This window comes from Pseudomonas iranensis (genome assembly GCF_014268585.2).
Classification (GTDB): Bacteria; Pseudomonadota; Gammaproteobacteria; order Pseudomonadales; family Pseudomonadaceae; genus Aquipseudomonas; species Aquipseudomonas iranensis.
Window position 1 is genome coordinate 3,731,917 of the sequence record NZ_CP077092.1, and the last position, 13,733, is coordinate 3,745,649.

Genomic DNA, 13,733 nt, shown 5'->3' on the forward strand with positions numbered 1-13,733 from the left:
TTCCACGACCGCGCCCGAGGTGTGTTTCCAACCGTACCCGCCTGCTCCCGTACGGTTCTCCTGGAGACTGCCCCATGCTGCTGCCCCGCGTTGCCACCCTGCTCACCGCTTTGAGCCTTTGCGCCCTGGCGCAAGCGACGCCGACTGCGTATCCGCTGACCGTGGAGAACTGCGGCAGCAGCCTGACCTTTCAGCACGCGCCCGCGCGCACGGTGACCATCGGCCAGGCCGGTACGGAAATGCTTTATGCCTTGGGCCTGGGCGACAAAGTCGTCGGCACCTCGTTGTGGTTCAACGACGTGCTGGGCACATACAAAGCGCAGAACGACAGGATCGAGCGCCTCGCCGACAACGAGCCGAGTTTCGAAGCGGTGATCGCCAAACGCCCGGAACTGGTAGCCGTCGAGCTGGAATGGATGGTCGGCCCGCAAGGCACGGTCGGCACCCGCGAGCAGTTTCATGAACTGAAGATTCCTACCTATCTGCTGCCCTCCGACTGCGAAGCCAAGGACAACCTCGTCGGCTCGGACGGCACGCGGCTGGCGCCGTTTCGCATCGACAGCATCTACAAAGCCGTGAGCCAGCTCGCAGCGATTTTCGATGTGCAGGCGCGTGGCGAGCAGCTCAATGACCAGCTCAAAGCCAGCCTCGCGCAGTCGATCGCCACGGCGAAAAAGCAGCAGCGCAAAGACGTCAGCGCCCTGGTGTGGTTCTCCAGCGCCGAGATGGACATCGAGCCTTTCGTGGCCGGGCACAAAGGCGTTCCCGATTTCATGCTCAGCACCCTCGGCGTGCGCAACGTGGTCGAGTCGGATGAAGAATGGCCGACCGTCGGCTGGGAAACCATCGCCAAGGCCAACCCGACATTTCTGGTGATCGCGCGCATGGATCGTCGACGTTTCCCGGCGGACGACTATCAGAAAAAACTCGCCTTCCTGCGCAGTGATCCGGTGACGCGCAACATGGACGCGGTCAAGCACAACCGCATCATCATCCTTGACGCCATGGCCATGCAGGCCAGCCTGCGCACCTTCGACGGCCTCGCACAACTGGCCAGCGCCATCAACGGCTACGACCTGTCGCCATGAGCAGACGCCTGATCCGTTTGCTGCTGGTGCTGTTGACGCTGTCGGTCGCGCTGATTGGCGGCGTGGCCATTGGCGAGACTTCGATCGAGCCGAGCGTAGTGTTGCAGGTGCTGGCCAACAAGCTGTGGGGCGCCGGTTATGTGCTCGACCCGATCGACGAAGGCATCGTCTGGAACTATCGCCTGACCCGCGCGCTGGTCGCGGCGGCCTGCGGCGCCGGCCTGGCGACGTGCGGGGTGATCCTGCAATCGCTGCTGCGCAATCCGTTGGCCGATCCGTATCTGCTGGGAATTTCTGCTGGCGCCTCGACTGGCGCGGTGATGGTCGCCCTGCTTGGCGTCGGCGCCGGGGCGATTTCATTGTCGGTCGGTGCCTTTGCCGGCGCGGTGACCGCGTTCGTACTGGTGATTTTGTTGGCACGGGTCAGCGGCTCGGCCAGTGGCACCGGGCAGATCATTCTGGCCGGGATTGCCGGCTCGCAACTGTTCAACGCCCTCACCGCTTTTCTGATCACCCGCTCGGCCAGCTCCGAACAAGCGCGCGGCATCATGTTCTGGCTGCTGGGCAATCTCGGCGGCGTACGCTGGCCGTCGGTGTGGCTGGCGGTGCCGGTGGCGGTGTTGGGCTTGGTTGTTTGTCTGTGGCATCGCCGAGCCTTGGATGCGTTCACCTTTGGCGCGGACTCGGCAGCCTCCCTCGGCATTGCCGTGCGCCGCGTGCAGATTCTGTTGATCGGCTGCGCCGCGCTGGTGACGGCGGTGATGGTGTCGATTGTCGGCTCGATCGGTTTTGTCGGCCTGGTGATTCCCCATGCCGCGCGGTTGTTGCTCGGCACGGGGCATGCGCGTCTGTTGCCGGCCAGTGCGCTGGGCGGCGCGGTGTTTCTGATCGCCGCCGATGTGCTGTCGCGCACCCTGATCAAGGGTCAGGTGATCCCGGTCGGCGTGATCACTGCGCTGGTCGGCGCACCGGTGTTCGCGCTGATTCTGGTGGGCCGGAGATCGGCGCGATGAACACGGTTCTGAGTTGTGCGGGTGTGGGCTTCAAAGTGCGCGGTGCCGAGTTGCTCAATGGTGTCAGCCTCGACGTTCAGCGCGGCGAGACCCTGGGCATTGTCGGGCCAAACGGTTCGGGTAAATCCACGCTGCTGAAACTGCTCGCCGGCTTGCGTGAACCGAGCGCGGGCCATGTGCAGCTCGACGGTCGGACGCTGGGCAAGATGTCGCGGCGCAGCATCGCGCAGACGCTGGCGGTGGTAGAGCAACAGGCCGACACCGACGATGGCATTCGCGTGTTCGACGCGGTGGCGCTGGGGCGCACGCCGTGGTTGTCAGCGCTGCAACCGTGGTCGCCGGCCGATGACGCCATCGTCGAGCAAGCGCTGATTGACGTCGACGCCGTGCACCTGCGCAACCGCCTCTGGCGCAGCCTCTCCGGCGGTGAACGCCAGCGCGTGCACATCGCCCGCGCACTGGCGCAGCGCCCGCAGATCCTGCTGCTCGACGAGCCGGCCAACCACCTCGATATCCAGCATCAGTTGAGCATTCTGCAAGTGGTGCGCGCACTGCCGGTGACGACGTTGATCGCCTTGCACGATCTCAATCAGGCGCTCAAATGCGATCGCCTGGCGGTGCTGGAGCGCGGGCGTCTGGTGGCATTGGGCGAGCCGCTGCACGTGCTGACGCCGGAGCGGTTACAGACGACTTTCGGGGTCAGGGCGCACTATCTGACAGACCCGTTCGATGGTGCGCCGATATTGCGCTTTCTTGCCTGATGCAGTGTAGCTGAAACACCGCTTTCGCGAGCAGGCTCGCTCCCACAAGGGGATTGTGTCTTGCCGTGAATGACGGGGAGAACGCGAGTTCTGTGGGAGCTAGCCTGCTCGCGAAGGCGTCAGGTCATCCAACATTGATGTCGATTGACACACCGCTTTCGCGAGCAGGCTCGCTCCCACAAGGGTTTTGTGTGTTGCCGTGAATGTCGTGGGAATGTGAATGCTGTGGGAGCGAGCCTGCTCGCGAAGGCGTCAGGTCATCCAACATGGTGTCGACTGACACGCCACTTTCGCGAGCCGGCTCGCTCCCACAGGGTTATGTATTCCAGGGCGGTAATGGGTCAGGCCCACTCTTTGCGCAGTTGCCGTGCGGCGCTGACCATGTGCACCAACGCCGCTTCGGTCTCAGGCCAGCCTCGGGTCTTCAAACCGCAATCCGGATTGACCCACAGACGCTCAACCGGAATACGCTGCGCCGCCTTGCGCAGCAAGCCAACCATTTCCGACACATCGGGAATCCGTGGCGAGTGAATATCGTAGACGCCCGGGCCAATGTCGTTCGGGTAGGCAAACGCTTCAAACGCTTCGAGCAGTTCCATGTCCGATCGTGAGGTCTCGATGGTGATGACATCGGCGTCCATCGCCGCGATCGACTCGATCACATCGTTGAATTCGCTGTAGCACATGTGCGTGTGGATCTGGGTTTCGTCGCGCACGCCGGAGGCGCACAAGCGGAACGCTGCGCTTGCCCATTCCAGATACGCCGGCCACTGCGCCCGGCGTAACGGCAAGCCTTCACGAAACGCCGCTTCGTCGATCTGCACGATTTTGATTCCTGCCGCTTCCAGATCATTCACCTCGTCACGAATGGCCAGCGCCAGTTGTCGAGCCTGCACCTCGCGGCTGACGTCTTCGCGAGCGAACGACCACATCAGCATGGTCACCGGGCCGGTCAGCATGCCTTTCATGACCTTGTCGGTGAGGCCCTGGGCGTAGCGGATCCACTCGACCGTCATCGCTTGCGGGCGGCTCAGGTCACCGAAAATCACCGCCGGTTTGACGCAGCGCGAACCGTAGCTCTGCACCCAGCCAAAGCGGGTGAAGGCATAGCCGTCGAGCTGTTCGGCGAAGTATTCGACCATGTCGTTGCGCTCGGCCTCACCGTGCACCAGCACATCCAGGCCGAGGCGTTCTTGAATTTCCACCGCGTGGCGAATCTCCGTGTGCATCGCATCGGTGTAATCGGCCGCGCTGAGCTTGCCTTGCCTGTAGGCCTGGCGCGCCAGACGGATCGCCGCCGTTTGCGGAAACGAGCCAATGGTGGTGGTCGGGAATAACGGCAGGTCAAGCTTGCCGCGCTGTTTGGCAATACGCTGGGCAAACGGCGATTGGCGTTGTGCATCCTTGGCAGTGATCGCCGCAACCCGCGCTTGCACGGCCGGTTTGTGAATACGCGGCGAGGCGGCGCGGCTGGTTTGTACCGAGCGGCTTTGCGCCAGGGCGCGCAATACCTGCGGCGATTCCGGCTCGCTGACCGCTCGGGCGAGCACGGCGACCTCTTCGCACTTCTGCACGGCAAACGCCAGCCAGCTTTTCAGTTCGGCATCGAGCTGGTCTTCGCGGCCGAGATCGACCGGGCTGTGCAGCAACGAGCAGGACGGCGCCACCCACAAGCGATCACCCAAACGTTCATGAGCATGACGCAACGTCGCCAGCGCGTTTTGCAGATCGCAGCGCCAGACGTTCCGGCCGTTGACCACACCCAGCGACAGCACTTTATAGGCCGGCAGACGATCCAGAATGGTCGGGTATTGATCCGGCGCGCGCACCAGATCGATGTGCAGGCCGTCGACCGGCAGGTTCGCCGCCAGACCGAGGTTTTCTTCCAGGCCCCCAAAGTAAGTGGCAAGCAGTTTTTTCAGCGGATCGCGCTGGATCTGGTTGTAGGCGCGCTCGAAGGCATTCTTCCAGTCCTGCGGCAGATCGAGCACCAGAATCGGCTCGTCGATCTGCACCCACTCCACACCCAATGCCGCCAGCCGCGCGAAGATCTGGCCGTACAGCGGCAGCAGGCGGTCAAGCAAATCGAGCTTGTCGAAGTCGGCGCCTTTGGTTTTGCCCAGCCACAGATAGGTCAGCGGGCCGAGGATCACCGGTTTGACGTTGTGCCCCAGCGCGCGGGCCTCTTCGGTTTCCTCAAACAGCTGCTCCCAACCCAGGTGGAAGTGCTGGTCGGCGCTGAATTCCGGTACGAGGTAGTGATAGTTGGTGTCGAACCATTTGGTCATTTCCTGAGCGTGACCTTCGCCGCAGCAAGCATTACTGACGCCTCGGGCCATGTTGAACAGGGTGTGCAGCGTGGCTTTGCCGTCATGCGGGCGGAAGCGCTCGGGGATCACGCCGAACATCAGCGAGTGGCTCAGCACTTGGTCGTACCAGGCGAAATCGCCGACCGGCAGCAAGTCGATGCCGGCGTTTTTCTGCAAGTCCCAATGGACCTTGCGCAGCTCACGCCCGACGTCACGCAGGCCCGCCTCGTTCAGTTCTCCTTTCCAGAACGCCTCTTGCGCTTTCTTCAGTTCGCGGTCGCGACCGATGCGCGGAAATCCAAGGGAATGGGCCAGTGCCATGACAAACAACTCCAGATGCTTATTCGATGGCGAGTATTGTCGGGAACCGTGCTTAGTGAAACAAACTCATTCTACTCCTGATGATCACAAGTTTTGCTCATGCAAGGATTCCCCGACCTAGCGACTTTTTGAGTTGCGAGGCCAGGCATCCAGGCCTATGTTGCTGTTGAGATGTCTGCCTGCGCATGAAGCGCTATGACTCACCGAAGGAAATCGAAATGTCGAAAGATTCCCGCCCTGCCGTGCTTGGGCTGATAGGCAATACTCCGCTGGTTCAGGTCACCCGCTTCGATACCGGACCGTGCACGCTGTTTCTCAAACTTGAATCGCAGAACCCTGGCGGCTCGATCAAGGACCGTATCGGTCTGGCGATGATCGACGCCGCTGAGCGTGACGGTCGCCTGCAACCGGGCGGCACGATTGTCGAGGCCACTGCCGGCAATACCGGTCTGGGTCTGGCGCTGGTCGGCCGCGCCAAAGGCTATCGTGTGGTGCTGGTGGTGCCGGACAAAATGTCCACCGAGAAAGTCCTGCACTTGAAGGCCATGGGCGCCGAAGTGCACATCACCCGCTCCGATGTCGGCAAGGGCCATCCCGAGTATTACCAGGACGTCGCCGCGCGTTTGGCCAAGGACATTCCCGGCGCGTTTTTCGCCGACCAATTCAACAATCCCGCCAACCCGCTGGCCCATGAATGCAGCACCGCACCGGAAATCTGGGCGCAGACCGAACATGATCTGGACGCCATCGTCGTCGGCGTCGGTTCGGCCGGCACGCTGACCGGGTTGAGTCGTTTCTTCAAGCGCGTGCAGCCGAATCTGGAAATGGTCCTCGCCGATCCGGTCGGCTCGGTAATGGCGCAATACAGCCGCGACGGCACCTTGCCGACGCCCGGTTCGTGGGCGGTCGAGGGTATCGGCGAAGACTTCATTCCGTCGATCACTGACCTGTCCAGCGTGCGTCACGCCTACTCGATCAGCGATGCGGAAAGCTTCGATCATGCGCGCCAACTGCTCAAGGCCGAGGGCATTCTCGGCGGCTCATCGACCGGCACCCTGTTCGCCGCCGCGCTACGTTATTGCCGCGAACAGACCGAGCCGAAACGCGTGGTCAGCTTCGTCTGCGACACCGGCACGCGCTACCTGTCGAAGGTCTACAACGACCAGTGGATGACCGATCAAGGCCTGTTGCAACGCAAAGGCTATGGCGACCTGCGCGACTTGATCGCACGGCGTTTCGAGGATGGTCGAGTGATCAGCGTCGGCCCGGACGACACCCTGCTCACAGCGTTCCAGCGCATGCGCCTAGCGGACGTTTCGCAACTGCCGGTGCTGGTCGAAGGCAAGCAACTGGTGGGCGTGATCGATGAGTCCGACATCCTCCTCGGCGTGCACGAAGACGCCGCACGTTTCAGCCAGTCGGTGTCGAGTGTGATGACCGACAAACTGCAAACCCTCGCCCCGGCTGCGAGCCTGGCCGAGCTGGAAGCGGTGCTCAGCCGTGGCCTCGTCGCGATCATCGCCGACGCCTCAGGCTTCCATGGCCTGATCACCCGCACCGACATGCTCAACCAATTACGGAGATCCCTTGCATGAGTCAGCACGACGATAAATCCCAAGGCTTCGCCACCCGGGTGATCCACGCCGGGCAAGAACCGGACCCGACCACCGGCGCGCTGATGCCGCCGATCTATGCCAACTCGACTTACCTGCAAGACAGCCCCGGCGTGCACAAGGGGTTCGACTACGGCCGCTCGCACAACCCGACGCGCTTCGCCCTGGAGCGCTGCGTCGCCGACGTCGAAGGCGGCACCCGCGCCTTCGCTTTCGCCTCGGGGCTCGCGGCGATTTCCACGGTATTGGAACTGCTCGACGCCGGCTCACACATCGTCTCCGGCAATGACTTGTACGGCGGCACCTTCCGCCTGTTCGACAAGGTCCGCCAGCGCAGTGCCGGGCACCGTTTCAGCTTCGTCGACCTGACCGATCTGTCGGCGTTCGAAGCCTCGCTGCAGGACGACACACGCATGGTCATGGTCGAAACCCCGACCAACCCGCTGCTGAGCCTGTCGGATCTGGCCGCGATCGCGCGCATCTGCCGCGCGCGCGGGATTATCTGCGTGGCCGACAACACCTTCGCCAGCCCATACATTCAGCGCCCGCTGGAGCTGGGTTTCGACATCGTCCTGCACTCGACCACCAAATACCTCAACGGCCACTCCGACGTGATCGGCGGCATTGCCGTGGTCGGGCAGAACGCCGAACTGGCGGAAAAACTCGGTTTCCTGCAAAACGCCGTCGGCGCAATTTCCGGGCCGTTCGATGCGTTCCTCACTCTGCGCGGAGTGAAGACTTTGGCGCTGCGCATGGAACGCCATTGCAGCAACGCGCTGGATCTGGCGCAGTGGCTGGAGCAGCAACCGCAGGTCAAGCGTGTCTACTATCCCGGCCTTGAGTCGCACCCGCAGCATGAACTGGCCAAGCGGCAGATGCGTGGTTTTGGCGGGATGATTTCTGTTGATCTGAACAGCGATCTGGACGGCGCACGACGCTTTCTCGAGAACGTGCAGATCTTTGCACTGGCGGAAAGTCTGGGTGGCGTGGAGAGCCTGATCGAACATCCGGCGATCATGACGCATGCGACCATTCCGCCGGAGATTCGCGCAAAGCTGGGGATTGGCGACGGGTTGGTGCGGTTGTCGGTCGGGGTTGAGGATGTTGAAGACCTGCGTGCCGATCTGGCTCAGGCACTGGCGAAAATCTAACACCGCGCCGGCGGCAAAACCCTCGACATCGGGCGGCTCATTCGAGTCGCCCGACGTTGCACTAGCACATTTGTGCTAATCGACCCTACTCCCCCTCGGCGCTATATTCCTTGCACTCCAGAACGCTCCCGACGTTGCCCTTTCGCAGCGCGCGGGATCGTTGTGCCTGCAATTCAGAACGACACCAAGGAAGAAACACCATGAAATCCCTGATCGCAACACTCACCCTCAGTGCGCTTTTTCTCACTGGCTGCGCCACGCCGAAACAATGGGAAGCCACCGGCGGCAGCAAAACCGATGGCATCGTCCAGGTGTCCTATGAACTGGGCCAATTCGAAAGCGGCCAGACTAACGCCGAGCAGGGACTGACTATCGCAACGCAACGCTGCAAAACCTGGGGCTATAAAACTGCCGAGATCACCGGCTCGGAAAAAAACATCTGCCGCACCATGGGCAAGTTCAATTGCCTGCAAACCACCATTACTCAGGACTACCTCTGCAAGCGATAACAGCGCGATTATTACGGCGCTAAACCTGCCGATCACGCAGCCCGCGCAACGTGGCGCGCAACTCGGCCGGCCGCACAGGCTTCGACAGAATCGCAATCTGGCGGTCGTGCAAGGCAGCCTGAATCTTCTCGACGTCGTGCCCGGTGATGATCATCGCCGGCACGGCCCAGCCGCGCTGCCTGCGCACTTCATCGATGCATTCGATACCCGTGGCATGGGTGCCGAGGTCATAGTCGGCAACGATGATGTCGCAGTCGGTGACCAGATCTTCAGCCGACCCCTCGCCCTGCACCACGCAGCCCCAGCGTTCAAGCAACGCTGAAGTCGCCAGCAGCACGTTGCGATCATCCTCCACCAGGCAGACCTTCAGCCCCGTCAACAAACCCGCTTGCCGCGCTTCACCGCGAACAACCAGTGACTGCGGTGCCGCTACGATCGGCAAACCGCCAAGGGTCACTGCCGTGCCGCGCCCCAACTGTGAACGCAGCGCCACTTGCACACCGATCAGTTCACCCAGACGCTTGATGATCGACAGACCCAGCCCCACGCCTTCGACGTCTTTATCGCGCACTTGCCGCACGCGATAAAATTCCTCGAAGACCTTCTGCAGATGTTCTTCGGCGATGCCGTTGCCGCGGTCGTAGATGACGATGGCCAGCCCTGCCCCACGCTTACGCACGCCGATCAGCACGGGCCGCTGCGCGCCGTATTTGAAACAGTTGGAGAGCACGTTCTGCACCATGGTCGCCAACAGTGCCGGATCGGTTTTGATCCAGTAGTTGCACGGTCGCAGCCGCAGCTCGACCCCCGCCCAACGTGCCGCTTCCTGATGTTGGCAGACGATGTCCGCGAGCCATTCACCGAGATTGAGCGTTTGCATTTTCGCTTCAACCCGGCCGTTATCGAGGGTGTAGAGGTCGAGAATCGAGCGGAACAACTGCGAAACGTTGAGCAGGGAGCGGTCAATGTTGTCGACCAACCGCCGCTCTTCATCACCCAGGCGCGACTCCCGCAGACACGCGGTAAACAGTCCGATGGAATGAATTGGCTGACGCAAGTCATGACTGGCCTGCGCCAGAAACCGCGACTTTTCCAGATTCGCCGCCACCGCTTCTTCCGAGGCCTTGCGCGTGCGCTCCAACAGCAAGTGCGCATAAAACGGAATCACCGTGCTGGTGATCAGCAGCATCAGCACCATGAACGGTTGCGCCTGCCAATACGGAGTCAGGCGATAGACCACCAGCAGCGCCACCAGCGCCAGCCCGGTGGCAATCGCCAGATAGCGCGAGCCGTAGCGCATGCCGTTGCCGAGATTGACCCAGACCATCACCGCGTACAGCGGCAGCGCCGCTTCGCCACCGATCACCAGCCCGAAACAGGTGCCGGTGTAATCGTGGGCCATGGCGAAAATCCGTCGCGCCGGATAATGCCCCGGCCAACGCGCAATGGCCTGGCGAAACACGATCGACGCCAGCAGGAACAGGCTGATATAGGTGATGACCGGCAGGTAGGTCTCGAAGCGATGGCCCGGCAAAAAGACCAGTACGACCATGTAAACCACCGCGATGGAGGCGATGATGATGCGCAGATTGGCCTGGTCGAGTTCGGTGTTTTTCTCGAACTTCATGGGAAACGTCCTTGTGCAGCGATTGCAGTTTCGGAAGCAGCCTACAGGCAACCTTCGCGTCCAATGCTAAGGTGCAGGCCTTGAATCACGCCTGACCCAGGGAGGGTCGCATCATGACGTGCCGGATCATCATAGCCGACGATCACCCACTGTTTCGCGAAGCAATGTTGCGCACTGTGCAGCGCTTGCTGCCTGAGATGTTGCTTGAAGAAGCCGGCGACTTCGAGACCGTGCTCAAGCTGCTGGTGCCGGACAACGAGCCGGACACGCTGATGCTCGATCTGCGCTTTCCCGGGCTGACATGCATCAGCCAGCTCGCCGATTTGCGCCGACAGTTGCCGCGCACCACGCTGATCGTGGTGTCGATGGTCGACGATCAGGCATTGATCAGCGAAGTCATGGCGGCGGGCATCGACGGTTTCATTGGCAAAAACATTGCGCCGGATGAAATCGGCCAGACGATTCTGGCGATCCGTGAAGGCGAGGTGCTGGTGAAGTCGGCGCCGTCCGGCTTGTTGCCGCTGGAAACCGCGACGACGCTGACACCGCGCCAGCAGGACGTGCTGCGTTTGATCGCGCAAGGCAAGACCAATAAGGAAATTGCCCGTGAACTGGATATCTCCCCGTTCACGGTACGCATCCATGTGTCTTCGTTGCTGCGCACGCTGGATGTGCCGACGCGGGCGGCAGCGGCGGTCAAGTATTCGGGGCTGTGAAGCGCTTTTACGGATCAACCTGCGCCATCAGATCCGGCACCGACTCCGGTCGTTTCGCATAGCGCTGGGCCAATACCGCGCAGACCATCAGTTGGATCTGATGGAACAGCATCAGCGGCAGAATCAGCACGCCGATGGTGCTGCCGGCAAACAGTACCTGCGCCATCGGCACGCCGGTCGCCAGGCTCTTTTTCGAGCCGCAGAACAGAATAGTGATGCGGTCTTCCTGATTGAAGCCGAACGCTTTGCTCAACAGAGTTGATGCCACCAGAACCAACGTCAGCAGGATGCAGCAGACCACCACCAGGCCGAGCAACTCGAACAATGGAATCTGCTGCCAGATGCCTTCGTTGACGGCTTCGCTGAATGCGCCGTACACCACCAGCAGAATCGAGCCCTGATCGACGAATTTCAGCCAGTTCTTGTTGCGCCCTACCCACGCGCCGATCCAGCGGCGGGCGATCTGCCCGGCAATGAATGGCAGGAGCAATTGCACACTGATCTTGACGATGGCATCAAGGGTCGAACCGCCGTCACCGTGGACGTTGAGCAGCAGCGTCACCAGCAGCGGTGTAAGGAAAATCCCGAACAGGCTGGACGCCGCCGCACTGCAGATCGCCGCCGGAATATTGCCTCGCGCCAGCGAAGTGAACGCGATGGCCGACTGCACGGTCGCCGGTAATGCGCAGAGGTAGAGCATGCCCATGTACAGCTGATCACCGATCAGCGGTGACAACAGCGGTTTCAGCGCCAGACCGAGGATCGGGAACAGTACGAAGGTCAGGCCGAACACCAGCAGATGCAGACGCCAGTGGCCGGCGCCGGCGATGATCGATTCGCGCGACAGCTTGGCGCCGTGCAGGAAAAACAGCAGGGCGATGGCGATGTTGGTCAGCCAGCCGAAGCCGACCGCGACTTGACCGCTGGCCGGCAGGAAGCTGGCCAGCAGGACGACGCCGATCAAGGTCAGCGTGAAGTTATCGGGCAGAAAACGTGGGCGCGTCATGAGATTCATCCGGGGGTTGCCAGTGCGTGCCGACGACTCTAACGTGACTGGCAATTACCGACTAACGCCGAAGAGCCGCAAGATGCCGCCTAAAGGACATAGCAAAAGCGTTCGCCGCAGTGTTCCCGGGCTGCCCAGCCTGCCGCGCCCGGTGTATGGACGCACCGAATCGCTGCCCAATCGCGCCCTCACCCGCCGCCACAGTCATCCGTGGGTGCAGTTGTCATACGCGATTCAGGGTGTGCTCGAAGTGCAGACCAGCGCCGGCCGATTCGTCGCGCCGCCGGAGCGTGCGGTGTGGATTCCGGCCGGCGTGCCGCACCGGGTGTTCAGCGCACCGCATACGGAAATGCGCAGCTTGTACATCGACAGCAGCGTCACCGGTTGGGCCGCCGAGCATTGCCATGTGCTCGGCGTCAGCGATTTGCTCAGGGAGTTGATTCGCGCCTTCAGTCAGGTGCCAGTGGAATACGACGAGAGCGGCCCTGACGGACGCTTGGCCCAGGTGATCCTTGATCAATTGGCCGACGCGCCGACCATCGACTTGATGCTGCCGCTGCCGCAAGACCCGCGCCTGAAGCAGATCTATCAGAGCCTGGAGCAACACCCGGAACAGCAGACCACGCTGAGCCACTGGAGCGAAAAATTCGGCATCACCGAAAAGACTCTGACCCGCCTGTTTTTGCGCGACACCGGCCTGACCTTCCGCGCCTGGCGCCAGCGCCTGCGCCTGCTCGGCGCCCTGACCCCGCTGGAAAAAGGCGAGCGTGTGACCGATGTTGCGCTGGCTTGTGGATACGACTCGACCTCGGCGTTTATCGCCGCGTTTCGTCAGCAGTTTGGGCAAACACCGGGTGAATTCTTTGGTTGACCCCTCCCAATCAGTGCCTTACACAAGTTTTACAATCAGCCGTCAACATATTTTGCAAGGAATAACAACTGTCAGACTTGACAGTTGTATAAGACCAAAGCAGGTGTAACTTATCGGTTGACGTAGCGGATTAAAATTGCGCTCCACCCAAAACATTTATCTTGAGGTTTATATCGTGAACAATCTAAAACTCACTCAGCTTGGAATTGACAAAAGCAGTAAACCTTTATCACTCCAACATAAACCTATAACGCAAGAAGAGTATTACAAAGCAACTTTTTCCCCTGCGTTTCCGCCAATCACCACATTCCAGCCCAATCAGTACTTCTATGAATCCTGGTCGGAAGATACCATTAGCGTCGTTGGTCGACGTGACGCTGAAGGCGTGTTTTATCAGATTGGATTTGTCCTCCCACGCAACATCAAAACCGGCAGTTACAACATCGAAGATTGGGGAGACGGCAAAGTTAGCGCCAACGTCGTCGCAGATGGAGTGATTCTCGGTGGAAAACAGGGCAAGATAGACCTCACTCGGTCCGGAAGTTCGATTGTGGCTACATTTTATTTCGAAATCACCCATGGCGGTACGTTATACAAAGTACAAAACGGTAAATTATCTTTAACGGCAACGGGAGAACTCTGACTAAATCCAGTCATCAACTACAATCTATTGCCAAACTGAAAGCAGTACTTTCGCAGTGTTTGGCAAGTCTAGTACGACAAAGCAGTGCAGAATTGGGCGTGATTT

General features: G+C 60.9%; 12 protein-coding genes. 9 read left to right on the plus strand and 3 right to left on the minus strand.

The window, feature by feature from the left end:
- The first annotated feature begins 74 nt into the window (after positions 1–74).
- Genes HU724_RS16580 through HU724_RS16590 form a run of 3 tightly spaced genes read left to right on the plus strand, consistent with a single transcriptional unit; the run spans position 75 to position 2,862 of the window.
- Positions 75–1,088, plus strand: coding sequence for an ABC transporter substrate-binding protein (locus HU724_RS16580; protein ID WP_186569578.1), 1,014 nt, complete (start codon positions 75–77; stop codon positions 1,086–1,088).
- Complete coding sequence (locus HU724_RS16585; RefSeq protein WP_073471135.1) at positions 1,085–2,101, plus strand: FecCD family ABC transporter permease; 1,017 nt, start codon at positions 1,085–1,087, stop codon at positions 2,099–2,101. Before HU724_RS16580 ends, HU724_RS16585 begins: the two co-directional genes overlap by 4 nt.
- A complete protein-coding gene (locus HU724_RS16590) occupies positions 2,098–2,862 on the plus strand; it encodes an ABC transporter ATP-binding protein (protein WP_186569579.1) in 765 nt (254 codons plus the stop codon). Before HU724_RS16585 ends, HU724_RS16590 begins: the two co-directional genes overlap by 4 nt.
- Before the next feature lie 341 nt (positions 2,863–3,203).
- On the opposite strand, the gene metE is transcribed toward HU724_RS16590, so the two are convergent.
- Positions 3,204–5,492, minus strand: a complete 2,289-nt coding sequence (metE, locus tag HU724_RS16595; RefSeq protein WP_186569580.1) for a 5-methyltetrahydropteroyltriglutamate--homocysteine S-methyltransferase — start codon at positions 5,490–5,492, stop codon at positions 3,204–3,206.
- A gap of 218 nt (positions 5,493–5,710) precedes the next feature.
- Between metE and HU724_RS16600 the strand changes: the two genes are divergently transcribed.
- The 3 genes from HU724_RS16600 to yecR all read left to right on the plus strand — a co-directional run bounded on the left by HU724_RS16600 (position 5,711) and on the right by yecR (position 8,765).
- A complete protein-coding gene (locus HU724_RS16600; protein WP_186569581.1) occupies positions 5,711–7,087 on the plus strand; it encodes a pyridoxal-phosphate dependent enzyme in 1,377 nt (458 codons plus the stop codon).
- Positions 7,084–8,256, plus strand: coding sequence for a cystathionine gamma-synthase (locus HU724_RS16605; RefSeq protein WP_186569582.1), 1,173 nt, complete (start codon positions 7,084–7,086; stop codon positions 8,254–8,256). The genes HU724_RS16600 and HU724_RS16605 overlap by 4 nt, the downstream gene beginning before the upstream one ends.
- Before the next feature lie 200 nt (positions 8,257–8,456).
- On the plus strand, positions 8,457–8,765 hold the full coding sequence (yecR, locus tag HU724_RS16610) for a YecR family lipoprotein (RefSeq protein WP_186569583.1): 309 nt from the start codon (positions 8,457–8,459) through the stop codon (positions 8,763–8,765).
- A 19-nt stretch (positions 8,766–8,784) separates the two neighbouring features.
- Here yecR and HU724_RS16615 read toward each other — a convergent pair whose 3' ends face one another.
- The gene (locus tag HU724_RS16615) at positions 8,785–10,392 is read right to left on the minus strand and encodes an ATP-binding response regulator (protein WP_186569584.1); all 1,608 of its coding nucleotides are present in this window, start codon (positions 10,390–10,392) and stop codon (positions 8,785–8,787) included.
- Between the two features lie 113 nt (positions 10,393–10,505).
- On the opposite strand from HU724_RS16615, the gene HU724_RS16620 reads away from it, so the two are divergent.
- Positions 10,506–11,108 carry a LuxR C-terminal-related transcriptional regulator gene (locus tag HU724_RS16620; RefSeq protein ID WP_186569585.1) on the plus strand — a complete coding sequence of 201 codons (603 nt, stop codon included), beginning with the start codon at positions 10,506–10,508 and terminating at the stop codon, positions 11,106–11,108.
- Between the two features lie 7 nt (positions 11,109–11,115).
- On the opposite strand, the gene HU724_RS16625 is transcribed toward HU724_RS16620, so the two are convergent.
- Positions 11,116–12,114, minus strand: a complete 999-nt coding sequence (locus HU724_RS16625; protein ID WP_101155109.1) for a bile acid:sodium symporter family protein — start codon at positions 12,112–12,114, stop codon at positions 11,116–11,118.
- Between the two features lie 82 nt (positions 12,115–12,196).
- On the opposite strand from HU724_RS16625, the gene HU724_RS16630 reads away from it, so the two are divergent.
- Together HU724_RS16630 and HU724_RS16635 are read left to right on the plus strand one after the other, a co-directional pair.
- Complete coding sequence (locus tag HU724_RS16630; RefSeq protein WP_186569598.1) at positions 12,197–12,985, plus strand: AraC family transcriptional regulator; 789 nt, start codon at positions 12,197–12,199, stop codon at positions 12,983–12,985.
- Between the two features lie 175 nt (positions 12,986–13,160).
- A complete protein-coding gene (locus HU724_RS16635) occupies positions 13,161–13,628 on the plus strand; it encodes a hypothetical protein (RefSeq protein WP_186569586.1) in 468 nt (155 codons plus the stop codon).
- Positions 13,629–13,733 lie beyond the last annotated feature (105 nt).

Coding starts and splice junctions, on each gene's coding strand:
- HU724_RS16580 (WP_186569578.1), top strand. CDS start 75: ATGCTGCTGCCCCGCGTTGCCACCCTGCTCACCGCTTTGAGCCTTTGC.
- HU724_RS16585 (WP_073471135.1), top strand. CDS start 1,085: ATGAGCAGACGCCTGATCCGTTTGCTGCTGGTGCTGTTGACGCTGTCG.
- HU724_RS16590 (WP_186569579.1), top strand. CDS start 2,098: ATGAACACGGTTCTGAGTTGTGCGGGTGTGGGCTTCAAAGTGCGCGGT.
- metE (WP_186569580.1), bottom strand. CDS start 5,492: ATGGCACTGGCCCATTCCCTTGGATTTCCGCGCATCGGTCGCGACCGC.
- HU724_RS16600 (WP_186569581.1), top strand. CDS start 5,711: ATGTCGAAAGATTCCCGCCCTGCCGTGCTTGGGCTGATAGGCAATACT.
- HU724_RS16605 (WP_186569582.1), top strand. CDS start 7,084: ATGAGTCAGCACGACGATAAATCCCAAGGCTTCGCCACCCGGGTGATC.
- yecR (WP_186569583.1), top strand. CDS start 8,457: ATGAAATCCCTGATCGCAACACTCACCCTCAGTGCGCTTTTTCTCACT.
- HU724_RS16615 (WP_186569584.1), bottom strand. CDS start 10,392: ATGAAGTTCGAGAAAAACACCGAACTCGACCAGGCCAATCTGCGCATC.
- HU724_RS16620 (WP_186569585.1), top strand. CDS start 10,506: ATGACGTGCCGGATCATCATAGCCGACGATCACCCACTGTTTCGCGAA.
- HU724_RS16625 (WP_101155109.1), bottom strand. CDS start 12,114: ATGACGCGCCCACGTTTTCTGCCCGATAACTTCACGCTGACCTTGATC.
- HU724_RS16630 (WP_186569598.1), top strand. CDS start 12,197: ATGCCGCCTAAAGGACATAGCAAAAGCGTTCGCCGCAGTGTTCCCGGG.